The sequence below is a fragment of the Rhodococcus sp. C1 genome, from assembly GCF_020809065.1.
Classification (GTDB): domain Bacteria; phylum Actinomycetota; class Actinomycetes; order Mycobacteriales; family Mycobacteriaceae; genus Rhodococcus_F; species Rhodococcus_F qingshengii.
In genome coordinates this window covers 2,522,599-2,540,470 of the sequence record NZ_CP078080.1, presented here as the reverse complement: position 1 = coordinate 2,540,470, position 17,872 = coordinate 2,522,599, and the positions used below count along the sequence as shown (strand labels likewise).

General features: G+C 64.2%; 15 protein-coding genes. 6 read left to right on the top strand and 9 right to left on the bottom strand.

What is annotated here, in order from left to right:
• Positions 1–680: 680 nt before the first annotated feature.
• Entirely contained in the window at positions 681–2,216 is a 1,536-nt protein-coding gene (locus KTR60_RS11720; protein WP_003944693.1) for an amino acid permease, read from the top strand.
• Positions 2,217–2,284: 68 nt separating this feature from the next.
• Here the strand turns inward: KTR60_RS11720 and KTR60_RS11715 are convergent, their stop codons facing one another.
• Positions 2,285–3,112 (bottom strand): DoxX family protein, encoded by an 828-nt coding sequence (locus tag KTR60_RS11715; RefSeq protein WP_003944742.1) that lies wholly within the window; start codon positions 3,110–3,112, stop codon positions 2,285–2,287.
• Between the two features lie 90 nt (positions 3,113–3,202).
• Between KTR60_RS11715 and KTR60_RS11710 the strand changes: the two genes are divergently transcribed.
• Both KTR60_RS11710 and KTR60_RS11705 read left to right on the top strand, forming a co-directional pair.
• Positions 3,203–4,333, top strand: coding sequence for a PQQ-dependent sugar dehydrogenase (locus KTR60_RS11710; protein WP_003944688.1), 1,131 nt, complete (start codon positions 3,203–3,205; stop codon positions 4,331–4,333).
• 127 nt (positions 4,334–4,460) lie between these two features.
• Entirely contained in the window at positions 4,461–5,507 is a 1,047-nt protein-coding gene (locus KTR60_RS11705) for an NAD(P)-dependent alcohol dehydrogenase (RefSeq protein WP_228402166.1), read from the top strand.
• 88 nt (positions 5,508–5,595) lie between these two features.
• Here the strand turns inward: KTR60_RS11705 and gatB are convergent, their stop codons facing one another.
• The 4 genes from gatB to KTR60_RS11685 form a co-directional block, all read right to left on the bottom strand.
• Positions 5,596–7,107, bottom strand: a complete 1,512-nt coding sequence (gene gatB / locus KTR60_RS11700) for an Asp-tRNA(Asn)/Glu-tRNA(Gln) amidotransferase subunit GatB (protein ID WP_007729370.1) — start codon at positions 7,105–7,107, stop codon at positions 5,596–5,598.
• Between the two features lie 25 nt (positions 7,108–7,132).
• Positions 7,133–8,164, bottom strand: coding sequence for an ATP-dependent 6-phosphofructokinase (locus KTR60_RS11695; protein ID WP_019747919.1), 1,032 nt, complete (start codon positions 8,162–8,164; stop codon positions 7,133–7,135).
• 115 nt (positions 8,165–8,279) lie between these two features.
• Entirely contained in the window at positions 8,280–8,942 is a 663-nt protein-coding gene (locus tag KTR60_RS11690) for a response regulator (protein ID WP_007729374.1), read from the bottom strand.
• A gap of 9 nt (positions 8,943–8,951) precedes the next feature.
• The gene (locus KTR60_RS11685) at positions 8,952–10,226 is read right to left on the bottom strand and encodes a sensor histidine kinase (RefSeq protein WP_003944734.1); all 1,275 of its coding nucleotides are present in this window, start codon (positions 10,224–10,226) and stop codon (positions 8,952–8,954) included.
• Between the two features lie 164 nt (positions 10,227–10,390).
• Between KTR60_RS11685 and KTR60_RS11680 the strand changes: the two genes are divergently transcribed.
• Both KTR60_RS11680 and KTR60_RS11675 read left to right on the top strand, forming a co-directional pair.
• A complete protein-coding gene (locus KTR60_RS11680) occupies positions 10,391–11,065 on the top strand; it encodes a hypothetical protein (protein ID WP_030535405.1) in 675 nt (224 codons plus the stop codon).
• Positions 11,062–12,462: an alpha/beta-hydrolase family protein gene (locus tag KTR60_RS11675; protein ID WP_075832932.1), complete on the top strand. Its 1,401-nt coding sequence runs from the start codon at positions 11,062–11,064 to the stop codon at positions 12,460–12,462. Before KTR60_RS11680 ends, KTR60_RS11675 begins: the two co-directional genes overlap by 4 nt.
• Positions 12,463–12,519: 57 nt before the next feature.
• Here the strand turns inward: KTR60_RS11675 and gatA are convergent, their stop codons facing one another.
• Positions 12,520–13,998: an Asp-tRNA(Asn)/Glu-tRNA(Gln) amidotransferase subunit GatA gene (gene gatA / locus KTR60_RS11670; protein WP_030535403.1), complete on the bottom strand. Its 1,479-nt coding sequence runs from the start codon at positions 13,996–13,998 to the stop codon at positions 12,520–12,522.
• Positions 13,995–14,294 (bottom strand): Asp-tRNA(Asn)/Glu-tRNA(Gln) amidotransferase subunit GatC, encoded by a 300-nt coding sequence (gene gatC / locus KTR60_RS11665; RefSeq protein ID WP_003944747.1) that lies wholly within the window; start codon positions 14,292–14,294, stop codon positions 13,995–13,997. Before gatC ends, gatA begins: the two co-directional genes overlap by 4 nt.
• Before the next feature lie 280 nt (positions 14,295–14,574).
• Here gatC and KTR60_RS11660 point away from each other — a divergent pair, with 280 nt between their 5' ends.
• Entirely contained in the window at positions 14,575–15,225 is a 651-nt protein-coding gene (locus KTR60_RS11660) for an amino acid-binding protein (protein WP_003944719.1), read from the top strand.
• A gap of 13 nt (positions 15,226–15,238) precedes the next feature.
• Here the strand turns inward: KTR60_RS11660 and KTR60_RS11655 are convergent, their stop codons facing one another.
• Entirely contained in the window at positions 15,239–15,727 is a 489-nt protein-coding gene (locus KTR60_RS11655) for a GNAT family N-acetyltransferase (RefSeq protein ID WP_228402165.1), read from the bottom strand.
• Between the two features lie 47 nt (positions 15,728–15,774).
• Positions 15,775–17,856, bottom strand: a complete 2,082-nt coding sequence (ligA, locus tag KTR60_RS11650) for an NAD-dependent DNA ligase LigA (protein ID WP_218960151.1) — start codon at positions 17,854–17,856, stop codon at positions 15,775–15,777.
• Positions 17,857–17,872 lie beyond the last annotated feature (16 nt).

The following is a 17,872-nucleotide window of genomic DNA, read 5'->3' as shown; positions in this document are numbered from 1 at the left end:
CCGATGTGACAGTCACACAAGGTTTTCGGGCAGCCGCACGTGCGGCAACCAACTCAGCTCCACGAGAATGCTCGCCAACGGGCCACGACAGAGGGTCGACAGAGTCGGGTTCATTTCACCTCGGAGAAGAACGCGGGACCGACTGCGTCCGAACACGCCATACTTCCTCCGGTGTTGTATGAGCTTGAACCACAACCCAATCCGATCATCCCGTCGCCGACACACTCTGCCACGACGCGTGATGGACGCTCGACCGGATCCAGGTACGCGGTGGTCCTCTCGCCTGTCGCCCCGATACGGGTGAAATGGGACGTGCTGGTACAGCGACAGTGCAACTCATCGACAGCAAGACCGACCGACAGGTACCGAATAGTCGGGCGACACGCGGAGCACCAACGGAACGATATGAGCTATCAGACATTTCAGACCGAATCGCGCGTCCGGCTCGTGAGCGAATTCACTTGGACGTAGGGTTTCAGACACCAGCTGATCAATTCAGATACATGAGGGGGGATGACTTTCAGTCAGGTGATCATTTCGGTCAGTTCGAGCGAGCCGACTTGCACACGGCGCTCACCAGTGGTTCCCTCATCAGGTCGCTGAGACGCACATCACAACGACGACAGTCAGCCACCGCCCGTCACCCACAAGGTCGACGGGAAACAACCAAGGAGCAATACATGCCCGGAGTCGGCATATGGCGCACCAAATCCGTCGAGCAATCGATCGCGGACACCGACGAGCCTGAGACAAAGCTCAAGAAGGAACTGACCGCGAAGGACCTCACGGTATTCGGAGTCGCCGTCGTCATCGGCGCAGGCATCTTCACGCTGACTGCTCGAACCGCAGGCAATGTCGCAGGACCCTCCATTTCACTGGCCTTCGTTCTCGCTGCCATCGCTTGTGGCCTCGCCGCGCTGTGTTACGCGGAGTTCGCCTCCACCGTCCCCGTCGCAGGCAGCGCATACACGTTCTCCTACGCCACGTTCGGGGAGTTCGCCGCCTGGATCATCGGCTGGGACCTCATTCTCGAGTTCGCTCTCGCCTCCGCCGTCGTCGGCAAGGGCTGGTCGCTGTACCTCGGCAACGTCATCGGGGCCAGCGGAAGCACCACCGCCCACATCGGTTCGATCAGCTTCGACTGGGGCGCTCTGCTCATCATCGGCGCGATCACGCTGATCCTCGCGATCGGCACCAAGGTTTCCTCGCGAGTCTCCGCAATCATCACCGCGATCAAGATCGCAGTAGTCCTGCTCGTCATCGTCGTGGGCGCGTTCTACATCAAGAAGGAGAACTACTCCCCCTTCATCCCGCCGTCCGAAGGAACCGAGAGTTCTGCAAGCGGAATCCATCAGACCCTGTTCTCCTGGCTGACCGGCGCAGGCGGAAGTAGCTACGGCGCTTACGGATTGCTCGCAGCCGCCAGCCTCGTGTTCTTTGCCTTCATCGGTTTCGACGTCGTCGCCACCACCGCCGAGGAAACCAAGAACCCGCAGAAGTCGTTGCCGCGAGGAATCTTCGGCTCGCTCGCCATCGTCACGGTTCTCTACGTTGCCGTCACGCTCGTACTGACCGGCATGGTCAAGTACACCGAACTCAAGGACGGCAGTCCGTTGGTCGGCGATTCCAGCGCCACCCTCGCAACCGCATTCGAGGCCAACGGCATTGGTTGGGCACAAACCGCCATCAACTTCGGTGGCCTGGCCGGCCTCACGACAGTTGTCATGGTCATGATGCTCGGCCAGACCCGCGTCCTCTTCGCCATGTCCCGTGACGGCCTCATGCCGCGCAGCCTGGCCAAGACCAACGCCAAGGGCATCCCGATGCGCATCACGTTGATCGTCGGTGGCATCGTTGCCGTCCTGGCAGCGTTCTTCCCCATGGGCACGCTCGAAGAGATGGTCAACATCGGAACGCTGTTCGCCTTCGTCCTGGTTTGTGTCGGTGTCATCGTCCTTCGCCGCACCCGCCCCGACCTGCCGCGCGGATTCCGCGTCCCGCTGGTGCCGTTCGTTCCGATCGTCGCCGTGCTCGCCTGCGGTTGGCTGATGCTCAACCTCTCGGTCGAGACCTGGATCCGGTTCCTCGTCTGGATGGCCATCGGTGTGCTCGTGTACTTCGCCTACGGTCACCGCAAGTCGGTCCTCGGTCGCAAGCTCAAGGACGGAACGGCCATCCCGTCCGCGAACGCCGACCCGGTACTCGTCAAGGACTGATCCTTTACAAACGAACCGCCGCTCTCCGATTCGGAGAGCGGCGGTTCGTTGGTTCGACGGCGCGAGTTTCAGATGAGCGGATTGGCACCGTTCAGGAAGATCCAGGTGCAGACGCCGGCAGCGATACCGAGGATCAAAACCACGAGCGATCCGATAAACGGACGAGTTGCCCAGCCACGACGACCGTCGAGCGCAATACGACCTGGTCCCGTCAAAATGATGACGCCCGCACAGATTCCGAGCAGCATCTCGTACTCGGTCCCGGCCGGGGCGAAGTACTCCAGGCCGGGTGCGCTCGCCTGACGCAGCGCCCACGCATTGATCATCACCGCCAGAACCGACGCTGCCGCAACGGGAGTCAGCAACCCGAGGATCAGGAGGGCGCCACCTGCGACTTCACCGACGGCGCCGAGTATCGCCATCCACTTCGCCTGCTGGAACCCGGCGTCCGCCAGCATCGACTCGAACCCGTTCAGCCCCGGCCCGTTCCAGATACCGGTCAACTTCTGCAGACCGTGCACCAACGCAGTTCCACCGACGGCCAATCGCAGTGCAAGCAACCCGAGGTCGAGAGTGCCTCGGCCCCGCGGAGACTCAGTTGTACCTGCCACGGCTTCGGCGGTGGGAACGGCGGCGATCGGAGCGTCGTACGCCGTCTCACGCTCGAGAGCCACGGTCGGCTGATCCGCGCCAGGTGCTCGGTATGTCGGTATCTGTTCGGTCAGGGAGTTGGCGTTCGTGGAACCGAAATCGAGATCGTCGTCGGTCCGCGGCAACGGATTCTTGGCGCTCACCGTCGGAAATTGTTCGGTGGGCGAATCATACGGACTGGACACATTGCCCGTCGGCTTGTCCGCATCCGACAACTCGCTGGGATCTTTTCGCTCGTCAGTCACGTAGGTGAGCCTATGACCGATTCACGAACTCGACGGGGAACCTTGGTCCGGCGTGGCGGCATCTGCCGTGCATTACGTAACGTCTTGGGCATGACTACGGGTAGGCATGCAGCGCTGGGCGCACTGGCGCTGGTGCTCGGGACATCGTTGCTCGCAGGTTGCGCCGACTTCGACGAATCGACTGCCTCGCCGTTCACACCCGAACCGACCAACCAGGCCAGCGCGGAAGTGCAGCCGGAGAACCCGCCGCCGTCGACCACGCCGCCGGCGCCGCGGACCGGCCCCCTCGGACCGTGTCAGGATGCCGACACCGCCGTGATCGCAACCTGTCTCGACACCACGGGTGGGCTCGTCACACTCCCGGACGGGAACTCCGGACTGGTCGCCGAACGGCGGACCGGCCGGATCATGCAGGTAGCTCCCAACACGACACCGGTCGAGGTAGCCAAGATCGACGTCGACGGCAGCGGTGACGGCGGCCTGCTCGACATCGCACTCTCCCCCACGTTTGTCGAAGACAACCTGATCTATGCCTACGTCACCACCGGAACGGACAACCGGGTGGTCCGCATCGCTCCGGGTGACACCGCCAAGGAAGTACTCGGTGGAATCCCGCGCGGCGCGAGCGGCAACGGCGGGTCACTGGAGTTCGCGGCCCCGGACCAGCTCATGGTTCTGACAGGCGATACCGGAAACCCCGCGGTTGCTCAGGATCCCGCCTCGTTGGCGGGGAAACTCTTGCGGGTCCGATCGCTGACACCCAACGCTGCGCCGCCTCGCCCGGAAGTTGTTCTGTCCGGAATCGGAAACGGCGGCGGCGTGTGCGTCGATCCGGGAATCGCGACGTGGGTCACGGACCGAACCACTCTCGAGGATCGCCTCCAACGCGTCGGCGCCGACGGCACGGTGACATCCCCCGCATGGACGTGGCCCGACCGACCCGGAGTCGGCGGGTGCATCGCGGCGCAGGGAGTGGTAGCTGTCGCGCTGGGGGCCGGCAAAGCGATCTCGGCGCTGGCCGCAGATCCAGGAACAGGAGCAGTTACGACCGCGCCGTCGGCAGTGGCGAAAGACACGTACGGCCAGCTGGGCGGTTTGGCACTCGGATCCGACGGTTTGATGTGGGCGAGCACGATAAACAAAACCGCGGGCGAGCCGGGTCCGAACGACGACAAGGTGGTGAAGATCCCGATGCCGAGTGGCAGCGGCGGGATCGACTGAGCCGCCATGTCTGTTCGGTCACGGATCCCGTGACCGAACATGCACAGATGCGTACTCTTTTGTTAGCGGGGCTAAACACCACGCATTCGCCAGGACCGGTTGGCCCAACCACGACAAAGGAGTCGGTATGAAGGCAATCCAGTACACGAGAATCGGCGCAGAACCCGAACTCACGGAGATTCCCAAACCCGAGCCCGGTCCAGGTGAAGTGCTCCTGGAAGTCACCGCTGCCGGCGTCTGCCACTCGGACGACTTCATCATGAGCCTGCCCGAGGAGCAGTACACCTACGGCCTTCCTCTCACGCTCGGCCACGAGGGCGCCGGCCGGGTCGCCGCCGTCGGCGAGGGCGTCGAAGGGCTCGACATCGGAACCAATGTCGTCGTCTACGGACCCTGGGGCTGTGGCAGCTGTTGGCACTGCTCGCAAGGACTCGAAAACTACTGTTCTCGAGCAAAAGAACTCGGCATCAATCCTCCTGGTCTCGGTGCACCCGGCGCGTTGGCCGAATTCATGATCGTCGATTCACCTCGCCACCTCGTCCCGATCGGCGACCTCGATCCGGTCAAGACGGTGCCGCTGACCGACGCCGGTCTGACTCCGTATCACGCGATCAAGCGTTCACTGCCGAAACTTCGCGGTGGCTCGTACGCCGTCGTCATCGGTACCGGCGGTCTCGGCCATGTCGCCATCCAACTCCTCCGCCACCTCTCGGCAGCAACCGTCATCGCACTCGACGTGAGCGCGGACAAGCTCGAACTGGCAACCAAGGTAGGAGCTCACGAAGTGGTTCTGTCCGACAAGGACGCGGCCGAGAACGTCCGCAGGATCACCGGAAGTCAGGGCGCCGCACTGGTTCTCGACTTCGTCGGCTATCAGACCACCATCGACACCGCGATGGCTGTCGCCGGCGTCGGATCGGACGTCACGATCGTCGGGATCGGCGACGGGCAGGCCCATGCCAAAGTCGGGTTCTTCCAAAGTCCTTACGAGGCTTCTGTGACAGTTCCGTACTGGGGTGCCCGCAACGAGCTGATCGAATTGATCGACCTGGCGCACGCCGGCATCTTCGACATCGCGGTGGAGACCTTCAGTCTCGACAACGGCGCCGAAGCGTATCGACGACTGGCCGCCGGAACGCTCAGCGGCCGCGCGGTTGTGGTCCCTGGTCTGTAGACCGACAGCGGCAAAACGACAGCGAAAAACACTGATGCCCGGCCGAATTCGATTCGGCCGGGCATCAGTGTCAGAAATTCAGTGTGCGCTAGCTGCACGCCTCGATGACAAGTTCCTTCACACGAGCCGCGTCTGCCTGTCCACGAGTGGCCTTCATGACGTCGCCGACGATCTTTCCGGCGGCCTGCACCTTGCCACTGCGAATCTTGTCCGCGATGTCGGGGTTCGCTGCGAGCGCTTCGTCGACGGCTGCCTTGAGCTTGGTTTCGTCACGTTCGACGACCAACTCCGGGTGGGCCGCGACAACCTGCTCCGGGTCACCCTCGCCGTCGAGGACGTGATCGACGACCTGGCGAGCCACTTTGTTGTTGAGCTTGCCGCTGTCGATGAGAGCTACGACCTGGGCAACCTGCGCCGGGGTGATCGGCAGAGCGCCGAGTTCGACGCCACGGGTGTTCGCCTGCTGTGACAGGTAGGACAGCCACCAGGAGCGCGCTGCCTCGGGCGAAGCACCGGCCTCGGTGGTCGCGATCACCAGATCGATGGCACCGGCGTTGACGAGGTCGCGCATGACTTCGTCGGAGATTCCCCAGTCCTTCTGGATCCGCGCACGGCGAATCCAAGGAAGCTCCGGCAAGGTACCGCGCAGTTCTTCGACCCACTCGGCGCTCGGAGCGACGGGCTCGAGATCCGGTTCCGGGAAGTAGCGGTAGTCCTCGGCCGTCTCCTTCCGGCGTCCCGCGGCGGTGGTGCCGTCGCCTTCCTGGAAATGGCGGGTCTCCTGGATGACCTCACCGCCGGCGTCGAGAACTGCTGCCTGACGGCGCATTTCGTAGCGAACTGCGACCTCGACGCTCTTGAGGGAGTTGACGTTCTTGGTCTCGGTGCGGGTCCCCAGTTCGGTGGAACCGATCGGCATGAGGGAGATGTTGGCGTCGCAGCGCATCGATCCCTGGTCCATGCGGACGTCGGAGACGTCGAGGGACTTCAGCAGATCACGAAGCGCCGTGACGTACGCGCGAGCAACCTCGGGGGCGCGCTCACCGGCACCGTGGATGGTCTTGGTGACGATCTCCACCAAGGGAACGCCCGCACGGTTGTAGTCGAGCAGCGAATGGCTGGCACCGTGGATACGACCGGTAGCGCCACCCACGTGGAGGGACTTACCGGTGTCCTCCTCCATGTGGGCGCGCTCGATCTCGACGCGCCACGTCGTGCCGTCGTCGAGGATCACATCGAGGTAACCCTCGGTTGCGATCGGCTCGTCGTACTGGGAGATCTGGTAGTTCTTCGGCTGATCCGGGTAGAAGTAGTTCTTGCGTGCGAATCGGCCCCACGGCGTGATGGAGCAGTTGAGCGCAAGGCCGATCCGGATCGCGGACTCGACAGCGGCTGCGTTCACCACCGGCAACGAACCGGGCATGCCCAGACAGACCGGGCACACCTGGGTATTGGGTTCGGCACCGAACTCGGTGGGGCACGGGCAGAACATCTTGGTCGCGGTGCCGAGTTCTACGTGCACCTCCATACCCATCACAGGCTCGTACTTGGTCAGTACTTCGTCGTAATCGAGGATGTCGGGCGCATCGACAGCAGTCATGGTGATCAGTTTATGCGTCTGCGGCTCAGCCGAAGAATGCGGCTGCCTCCTCGTAGCGCTCCTTGGGCACCGTCTTGAGTTTGCGGGTCGCCTCGGCGAGCGGAACGAGGTCGATGGACGTTCCGTGCAACGCGACCATCTGACCGAAATCTCCGCGGTGAGCTGCGTCGGTGGCATGAACGCCGAAGCGAGTGGCGAGGATGCGGTCGTGCGGCGTCGGGGTGCCACCGCGCTGAATGTGCCCGAGGACGGTGGTGCGAACTTCCTTGCCGATCCGGCGCTCGATCTCGTTTCCGAGCTGCTGCGCGACACCGGTGAAGATCTTGTGGCCGAACTCGTCTATGCCACCTTCGCGCAGGGTCATCGACGCGGGATCGGGCATCGCACCTTCAGCCACGACGCAGATGAAGTGGGAGTCGCCACGCTGGAAGCGCTTCTTGACCATCGCGCACACCTCGTCGACGTCGAACGGCTGTTCCGGAACCAGAGTCAGGTGTGCCCCCGACGCCAGTCCGGCCTGCAGCGCGATCCAGCCCGCATGCCGGCCCATGACCTCGACGAGCATGACGCGCTGGTGCGATTCGGCCGTTGTATGGAGCCTGTCGATGGCGTCGGTGGCGACAGCCAAGGCGGTGTCGAAACCGAAAGTCACGTCAGTGCAATCGATGTCGTTGTCGATCGTCTTGGGCACACCGATCACGGGTACGCCGCTCTCGGAAAGCCAACTGGCCGCGGTGAGAGTGCCTTCGCCGCCGATCGGGATCAGGACGTCGATCCCGTTGTCGTCGAGAGTCTGCTTGATCTGATCGAGGCCCGCACGGAGTTTGTCGGGGTTCACGCGAGCGGTGCCGAGGATCGTGCCACCGCGGGTGAGGATGCGGTTGATGCGGTCATCGGAGTCGAGCGGGACCTTGCGGTCCTCGAGCAATCCTCGCCAGCCGTCCCGGAATCCGACCACGGTACTGCCGTAACGACCGGCCGACGTACGTACGACGGCGCGGATGACCGCGTTCAAGCCCGGGCAGTCGCCGCCGCCCGTGAGGATTCCGATTCGCATAGTGCAGCACCTCTCGTGACCGGATTGTGGATCTTGGTGTCCATCTTCCCCCAGTCACGGTATTGCCGCAGGATAGCGGCGTTGCCGAGCCGCAACGCCGCGCCGCACGGGACCCCTAACCTGGCGTGACGAGCCCGCTTTCGTACGCCAACACGACTGCCTGGGCGCGATCGCGCAGATCGAGCTTCGACAGCACCTTCCCGACATGGGTCTTGACGGTCTGCTCGGCGACGAACAGCCGCTCGGCGATCTCGACGTTGGACAATCCGCGGGCGATCAGTTCGAGTACCTCGCGCTCACGCGGGGTCAGGGCGTCCAGCGCTGCGGGCCGTGCGCGCGGGGCCGCCCGCCGGCTGGTCACATCGGCAATCAGACGCCGAGTCACCGTCGGCGCCAGCAAGGCCTGCCCTTCGGCAACGACGCGTACCGCCCGAATCAGCTCCTCAGCCGGTGCGTCCTTGAGCATGAAACCGCTCGCCCCGACGCTCAGTGCCTCGTAGACGTAGTCGTCGATGTCGAAAGTGGTGAGCATGAGGACTCGCACCGGTGGTTCCCATCCGGCGGACAGAATCTGGCGGGCAGCGTCGAGTCCGTTCATCTCGGGCATGCGAACATCCATCAAGACCACATCCGGACGCAATCGCGCGACCTCGGCGACGGCGATCTTGCCGTCCGGCGCATCGCCGATCACGCTGATGTCGGGCTGGGCGGAGAGTAGGGCTCCGAACCCTTGTCGAACCATCGCCTGGTCATCTGCGATGAATACTGTGATGGGCACTCGGACAGCCTAGGCGGGCATCGACGGCAACTCGGCCCGGACCTCGAACCCTCCGTCCTGTCGCCGGTTTGCCAGCAGCATGCCGCCCACCGCCGAAGCCCGCTCTCGCATTCCGCGGATTCCGTTGCCACCAGTGGTTTCCGACGCCGAGTGCTGATTGCCACCCAATGGCGAAGGTCCGTTGTTCACGAGCGCGCTCACCGATTGCGGACCGAAGGCCACGGCGACCTCAATGGGTCCGCCTGGCGAATGCCTGGCCGCGTTGGTGATCGACTCCTGAATGATCCGGTAGAGCGCAAGGCCCGTGGATTCCGAGACCGACGCTCGATCGCCGTCGACTCGCCACGATACCGGCAAACCGGCACGGGTACTGCCGAGCAACAGTTCGTCCAACTGGTCGACGCCCGGTTGTGGAGCCGTCACCACGGTGTCCCCGTCGCTGCGCAGGACTCCGAGGAGGCCACGGATCTCGTTGAGCGCTGCTCGCCCTGTCTCACTTATCGATTCGAATTCGGTTCGGATCTCCGGAGTGACTGCATCGAGTCTGTACGGCGCACTCTGAGCTTGCACGACCACCATCGACATGTGGTGGGCCACGATGTCGTGCAAGTCGCGGGCGATCCGCGCCTTCTCCTCGAGGATCGTGCGCCGTGTGCGCTCGAGCTCACTGACTTCCTCCTGCTTGGCCAACTGGCGGCGCGAGAGAACCAACCAGCGGATCAACAGGCAGAAGACGACCAGGGCACTCAGCCCGACAGCCCAACCGGCGCCGTCGCTTCCCGGGGCGTTGCCGAGAAAGAGCAGCACTGTGGCGATCCAGGCGACACCGACAACCTGAATGGGCGCCCGCAGACTCACTGCGGCCAGCAACGACATCAGCACGATGATGTGGACGACCTGCCACGGGTAGTCGTAACCGGGAGTGTTGTCGAACACCAACGGGATGATCAACGCCGAGACCGCCGACACCGCCCACCCCAACGGAGCGTTGATCCGGATCAGGACAAACGGAAATGCAGCCAACGCGGCGACGAAGGGCATGATCGGCGGCGAAACATGATGCGTCAGTTGCAGTGTCGGCCAGGCAATCGAATAGAGGATCAGAGTGATCGCTACGATGACGATGTTCCAGAACTGACCGCGGGCCACGAAACTGGTTGCCCGACGCACTTTCTCCGAATGAACGACCGCCCCGTCGAGGCCGGACAGCATCGACCCGGCGGTGGCGTATGTCGGCGCGGGCACATCCGGTGCACCCTTGTTCTTCCTACGGACCTTGATCACTCGTCAAGCCTATGAAGGCGAACCCCGAAAGTCCTCATACTGCAGAGTGAGATCCCCCTACCTCCGAGGTATCACAGGGGAGGGAATTCTCACCCGAATGCGCGTCGGAGAACCCCTCCACAGAGCGATGACCGTCAGGATTGTCCGTTCATAGCGTGAACGGCATGCGGATCACACGGGTGAAAGACCTCTCTCGAAGCGCCGGCACCTGGGCTGCCCTGGCGCTGGCTGCAACGGCAGCGATCACTGTCACTGCCGGAGCGAGCGGAGCCCAGTCGCCCCGCACCGAGAATTCGAACGCATCCAGGGCGATCGCCACCGTGACTACTGCGGATGCCGCTGACGCTGCGACCACCATCCCGGCGGACTTTGCGGCATTCGCCGGTTACACCCCCGCCGTCGTCGACGGATACCTCGCCAATCCCCACGGCGACTGCTCGTCGCCGGTCCCACTTCCCGACGAATTCGACTCGGCCTGCAAAGCGCACGATCTCGGCTACGACCTACTCCGCTACGCGCATTCGCACGGAACGGAACTGGGGCCGTGGGCACGTCAGGTCCTCGACGGTCAGCTCGACCAGCGAATGCATGCCGCGTGTGAAGACCGCACGTCCTTTCTCTCACGAGGGTATTGCTTCGCGATGGCCGATGTAGCCGTCACGGCTGTGAACGGAAATTCTTGGCGCCAAAGCTATCTGACGCCGGTCGCCGAATCGGGATTCGGTTACGGCACGGCCGGTGTTCTGGCAGTCTCCGCCTTCGGCTTCACCCTGATGCGATCGCGGCGCCTCGACCCGTCGAACGAGTTCTCCTACTCCCCGAAAGCGATTGCAGCATGAGCGTTCTGAATGCGTCACGGACCCCCGTCCTCGCCCGAGTCGGGGCGCTCGCACTCCCCCGTGTGTCCACGAGCGTCGCCGTGGCAGCGATGTCCGCCATCTCGCTGGCTCCCGGACTCCTGCCGCGATCAGCCGTACTACAAGGGGTGTTCAGCGGTCTGCTCGTCGCGGCCGGACTACTGGCGATGTGGGCGTTCTCCGCGGTAGCCCGTCGGCTCGTCCCCGACCGGGTCAAGGCCCGATTCGACGAACGTCATTGGCGCATCACCGCGTTCGGGTTGTCGACTGCCGGCACCGCAGTTGCGATGTTCGCCGCCGCCGGTTGGCAGAACTCGTTGCGAGCGGCAATGGGCGCACCGTCTGCCGGACTTCTCCACTGGGCGGAGGCGGGTTGCATTGCAGCACTGACCGCACTTGGTCTCTGGGGCATCGGGATCGGAATTTCGAAGGCGCTGCGGTGGATGGGTTTCGCGCGGAGCGTCGGCGCACTGGTCATGGGTGTTCTCGGAGTGCAGTTGGTAGTCGGTCCCGCCGTGTGGAACGGTCTCTCCGATTCGTTCGACAAGTCCAACGCGTACATCGACACCGCTCTGACACAGCCACTTTCGGCCTCCGCGACAGGCAGCTCCGAATCGCTCATCTCGTGGACGTCGATGGGCGCGGAGGGGCGCAAGTTCGTCGCAGCAGGCGAAGACTCGGTGCGCGTCTACGCCGGTTTGGATTCGGCACCCGACACTGCATCACGTGCCGCGCTCGCGGTGAGCGAACTCGATCGCGTCGGCGGCTTTGCCCGCAACAGCGTCGTAGTGGCCGTTCCGACCGGATCAGGGTGGATCGACACGCATGCAGTCGACGGTATCGAGCAACGGTTCGGCGGCGACGTCGCAATAGTCGGGCAGCAATACTCCGACGCACCCAGCTGGGCGACATTCCTGTTCAGCCGCGACGACGCCGAAGAATCGGCAACCGCTCTGTTCACCGCCGTCGGCAGCCACATTGCCGCTATGCCCGCCGAGGATCGACCGGACCTGTTCCTCTACGGACAGAGCCTCGGCGCGGTCGGCGGCAGCGCCGCACTGACCGAGGCTTTGTCCGAGGGCAGTCCCACCACCGCGTGCGACGTGTTGTGGGCAGGTCCCCCGGCCGGCGCGACACGAACGGACGGCGCAACCGTCCTCGCGAACACTTCCGACCCGGTGGTGTGGTGGTCGCCTGCCCTCGCGACACAGAAACCGGATCTGAGCCGTGCCGTGCAAGATGCACCGGTCCCGCAGTGGGTCCCGGGTGTCACGTTCTTGCAGACCACCGTCGACATGCTCGGTTCGCTCGGTGTCCCCGCCGGTCACGGCCATCGCTACGGAACCGATCAGGGGACGGCCCTGAGAACTTGCTCCTGAAACTGCTGTGCGCCTTTATTAACCGCGGGGGGTTGATAAAGGCGCACAGCAAACAGGTCAGACTGCAGTCGCGATCGGGCCGCGAGCTGCTTCGTAGGCCGCACCGACACGGTAGAGGCGCTCGTCAGCCATGGCGGGCGCCATGATCTGCAAGCCCACCGGCAGGTTGTCGTCCGCGGACAGACCCGATGGGACCGACATCGCGCAGTGTCCGGCCAGGTTGGTCGGCAGCGTGCACAGATCGGAGAGGTACATGGCCAACGGATCGCCGACCTTCTCCCCCAACTTCCACGGCGTGAACGGGCTGGTCGGCGAGACCAGTACGTCCACCTTCTCGTAGGCCTTGTCGAAATCGCGCGCGATGAGCGTACGAACCTTGAGCGCCGAACCGTAGTAGGCGTCGTAGTAGCCCGAGGACAGTGCGTAGGTACCGATCATGATGCGGCGCTTGACCTCCGGACCGAAACCGGCGGCGCGGGTTGCCGCCATGACCTGGTCGGCACTCATGTTGCCGTCGTCGACACGCAGTCCGTAGCGCATCGCGTCGAAGCGAGCCAGGTTGGACGAGACCTCACTGGGCAGCACCAGGTAGTACGACGCGAGCGCGTGCTCGAAGCTCGGGCACGAGACCTCGACAACCTCGGCACCGAGTGCCTTGAGCTGCTCGACGGCAGCATCGAAGGAAGCGATGACGCCGGGCTGGTAGCTGTCGGAGTGAAGTTCCTTGACCACACCGACTTTGACGCCGCGCAGGTCGCCGTTTGCACCTTCGCGTGCGGCGGCGACGACCGGACGCACGGGGGCGTCGATGGACGTGGAGTCACGCGGATCGTGTCCGGCGATGACCTCGTGCAGCAGAGCGGTGTCGAGCACGGTGCGTCCACAGGGGCCGCCCTGATCGAGCGAGGACGCGCACGCGACGAGTCCGAAGCGCGAGACGGTTCCGTACGTCGGCTTGGTTCCGACTGTCGCGGTGACCGCAGCGGGCTGACGGATCGAACCGCCGGTGTCAGTGCCGATGGCCAGCGGGGCCTGACGGGACGCGAGCGCAGCCGCACTGCCGCCGCCCGAACCACCGGGGATGCGGGTGACGTCCCACGGGTTACGCGTCGGGCCGAAGGCCGAGTTCTCGGTCGAAGAGCCCATCGCGAACTCGTCGAGGTTCGTCTTGCCGAGGATCGGGATGCCGGCAGCGCGCAGCTTGGAGGTCAGAGTCGCGTCGTACGGCGCGACCCAGCCTTCGAGAATCTTCGACGCACAGGTGGTCGGCATGTCCGTCGTGGTGAAGATGTCCTTCAACGCGATCGGAACGCCGGCGAGTGCCGAAGCGGGTTCGTTTCCGCCTGCGAGCGAGTTGTCCACTGCTGCGGCGGCTTCGAGAGCCTGTTCGCCTGCAACGTGCAGGAAGGCGTGGTACTCGGTGTCGACGGCCGCGATGCGGTCGAGATGCGCCTGCGTGACCTCTACCGAGGACACCTCACGCGAGTGGATCTTGCCGGCCAGCTCAGCGGCGTCCAGCGTGGTCAGATCGGTCATTCGCCCTCTCCAAGGATCTGCGGAACCGCAAAGCGATCCTGTTCGACTGCGGGTGCTCCGGACAATGCCTGCTCGGGGGTCAACCCGGGCACGATCACGTCGGGGCGCGTCACGTTGGTGACGGCATTGGGATTCGCCATGGGCGGGACGTCGTCGGCCGCAACCTCGGTGACCACCTTGACGTGGTTGAGAATCGAATCCAACTGACCGGCGAACTCGTCGAGTTCGGCATCGGACAGGGCGAGTCTGGACAGCCGCGCGAGGTGCGCGACCTCGTCACGGGAGATGGCAGGCACCGCGGGGCCCCTTTCGGAAGAGGACGTGAACATTGCCGGTCCAGCCTAGTTGCTCGCCGCGACAGACCTGTAAGCACGCCTGCTGGATCGAACGACGAGCACGCTCACTGTGTCGATCGCCACGCCGGATGCCCGCGGTGTGTTTCGCTCGTGTGACAAGCATGTGCATCCGGCGTGACGCCGCCGCGGCGCCCACCATCGCAGGTTGGGCAAGTGCAAAGATGAGTCAGGCCCGGGTCGACGTGATCCGGGCGAGAACCGATCAGCGAAAGGCACGCACGTGTCGTACCTGCTTCGCGTCCAACTGCCCGATCGACCAGGCAGCCTCGGCGCGCTCGCCGTAGCTCTCGGATCCGTGGGCGCAGACATCCTCTCCCTCGACGTCGTGGAACGAGGTGACGGTTTTGCCATCGACGACCTCGTGGTCGACGTCGAACCGGGCGCGCTGCCCGACACCTTGATCACCGCTGCCGAGCATCTACCGGACGTGCTGGTCGATTCGATCCGCCCCTACGCCGGGATTCTCGACACTCACCGCGAGCTCGAACTCATAGATTCCGTTGCGACGGCCCGAAACGATCGACTACAGGTCCTCGTCGACGGCGCGCCGCGTGTACTGCGAGTCGGCTGGTGCGTCGTCGCGGACATCGGCAAGCACGGCGCGTACCGCGTCGTCGGTAGCGCCGGCGCGCCGGAAACCCACGCCACCGACATTCCGTGGATGCCACTGGACAAGCCCACCGCCCTCGACGGCGAGGCCGACTGGGTTCCGGACGTATGGCGCGACATGAACACCAGCCTCGCTGCCGCACCTCTCGGCTCCGGCAATCGAGTCCTCATGCTCGGTCGTCCCGGTGGGCCCGAATTCCGCCCTTCGGAGATAGCCCGCCTCGGCTACCTCGCAGGAATCGTGGCGACGGTACTGGGTTGACCAGGCTGGCTGATCAGGCCAGGCCGCGAACCATGACGGTCAGTTCCATACCGCGAATCGGCTCCCACGCCCGCTCGGGATCGGGGACGAAACCGTTGCGGTCGTAGATACGACGGGCATCGACCATCTCGGGCTGCGTCGAGATGACCACCGAGTGATCGCCGCGGTCGTAGGCTTCGGCGATCACTGCGCGAACCAATGCGGTTCCGGCGCCCGATCCCCGAGCTTGCGGCGAGACTGCGAGCATGCGGAACTCGAGTTCGCCCTTCTGCGCAACATCCGCGAAGGGCGTGCCGGGTTCTGCGATCGTCAACGAGCCCACGACTTCGTCACCGAGAACCGCAACCAGCACCCGCCCCTGATCCACCCGAGTTGCGGTGTCGCGCAGGCGCTCCGCGTACGGCGATCCGCCGGTGACAAATCCGCCACCCACGTACGACTCCACAGTCAGCTCCCCGACGGTCTCGAACTCAGCCGGTAGAACTTCACGAATCTCGATCATGGCGTCACTATCGCACCCAGCACACCAATCTCAGAAATCGGACAAAGTCACTCTGATTCGTCCAAATCGGTGGGAGCGACCGCATCCGGGCCATCTTCGAGCAACCGCCGGAAGCCGTCTTCGTCGAGCACCGGCACACCCAATTCGACCGCCTTGTCGTGCTTGGAACCGGGCGCTTCACCGACGACGACAAACGCAGTCTTCTTCGAGACCGACCCTGCCGCCTTGCCGCCGCGCACCAGAATCGCTTCCTTCGCCTGATCACGCGAGTAGGTCTCGAGCGAACCGGTGACGACGATCGAGAGACCCTCGAGATTGCGCGGAATCGAATCGTCGCGTTCGTCCTCCATGCGTACTCCGGCCGACGCCCACTTGTCGACGATCTGCTGGTGCCAGTCGACGGAGAACCACTCCACGACGGCGGCGGCGATAGTCGATCCGACGCCGTCGACTGCAGCCAACTCGTCGACCGAAGCTTCCCGAATGCGTTGCAGCGAGCCGAATTCGCCGGCCAACGCCCTCGCGGCAGTGGGGCCGACGTGCCGAATCGACAGTGCCACAAGCACTCTCCACAGCGGCTTGTCCTTTGCCGAATCCAGGTTGGCCAGCAAGCGTTTTCCGTTGGCGGACAGGGATCCCGCATTGGTGCGGAAGATCGGAACTTCGATCAGTTTCTCGGCGTCGAGTGAGAAGAGATCACCCTCGTCACCGATGACCTTCGCCTCCAACAGCCCGGTCGCGGCCTCGTACCCGAGCACCTCGATGTCGAATGCACCGCGCCCCGAGACGTGGAACACGCGCTCGCGCAACTGCGCCGGACAGTACTGCTGATTGGGGCATCGCACGTCGACGTCGCCCTCTTTCGCGGGTGCCAACAACGTGCCGCACTCGGGACAATGCGTCGGCATGACGAACTCGCGCTCGGTACCGTCACGAACGTCTGCCACGGGCCCGAGGACCTCGGGGATAACGTCTCCGGCCTTACGCAACACCACGGTGTCGCCGATCAGCACACCCTTGCGCTTGACCTCGGATCCGTTGTGCAGCGTGGCCAAGGACACAGTGGAACCCGCCACCGTGACGGGTTCCATGTACGCGAACGGCGTCACACGACCCGTACGTCCGACACTGACCCGGATGTCGAGGAGCTTGGTCGTGACCTCTTCCGGCGGGTACTTGTACGCGATAGCCCACCGTGGTGCGCGCGACGTGGTGCCCAGACGTCGATGTAACGACATCTCGTCTACCTTGACCACCAATCCGTCGATCTCGTGCTCGACGTCGTGGCGGTGTTCTCCCCAGTACTTCATCTTCTCGACCACGGCGTCGGCGCCGACCACCCGTGAGGTGTGCGTGGACACCGGCAGACCCCAGGCGGCGAGGGCCACGTAGGCGTCGTACTGCGAGGCCGGCTCGAAACCTTCCATGCGCCCGAACCCGTGGCAGATCATTCCGAGGCGGCGACGCGCGGTGACGGCAGGATTCTTCTGACGCAGGGAGCCCGCCGCGGAGTTGCGCGGATTGGCGAACGGCGCCTTCCCCTCCTCCACCAGGGAGGCATTGAGTGCTGCGAAGTCCTCGAGGCGGAAGAACACCTCGCCACGCACCTCGAGCAGGCTCGGAATCGGGTACTCGTCCGTGGCGGTAAGGCGCTCCGGGATGTCGTTGATCGTCAGAGCGTTGAGCGTGACCAGCTCGCCCGTACGACCGTCACCGCGGGTTGCGGCACGAACGAGTTTGCCGTTCTCGTAGACGAGATTGAGGGCGACACCATCGATTTTCACTTCACAGAGATAGTGCAGTTCCGGCCCGGTTTCCTGCTCGACCTTGGCGATCCATGCTCGGAGCTCCGACTCGTCGAAGACGTTGTCGAGGCTGAGCATCCGCTCGAGGTGGTCGACGGACGTGAAGTCCGTCGCGAATCCGCCACCGACGAGTTGCGTCGGAGAGTCGGGAGTTCGCAGATCCGGGTACTGCTCTTCGAGAGCATTGAGCTGCCCGAGCAATGTGTCGAATGCACCGTCCGAAATGACGGGCGCATCACGAACGTAGTAGCGGAACTGATGCTGGCGTACCTCTTCGGCCAGCTCCGTCCACTGCTCGCGCGCCTCGTTGGGCGCTGGCTGCATTGCATCCGCGGTTTCA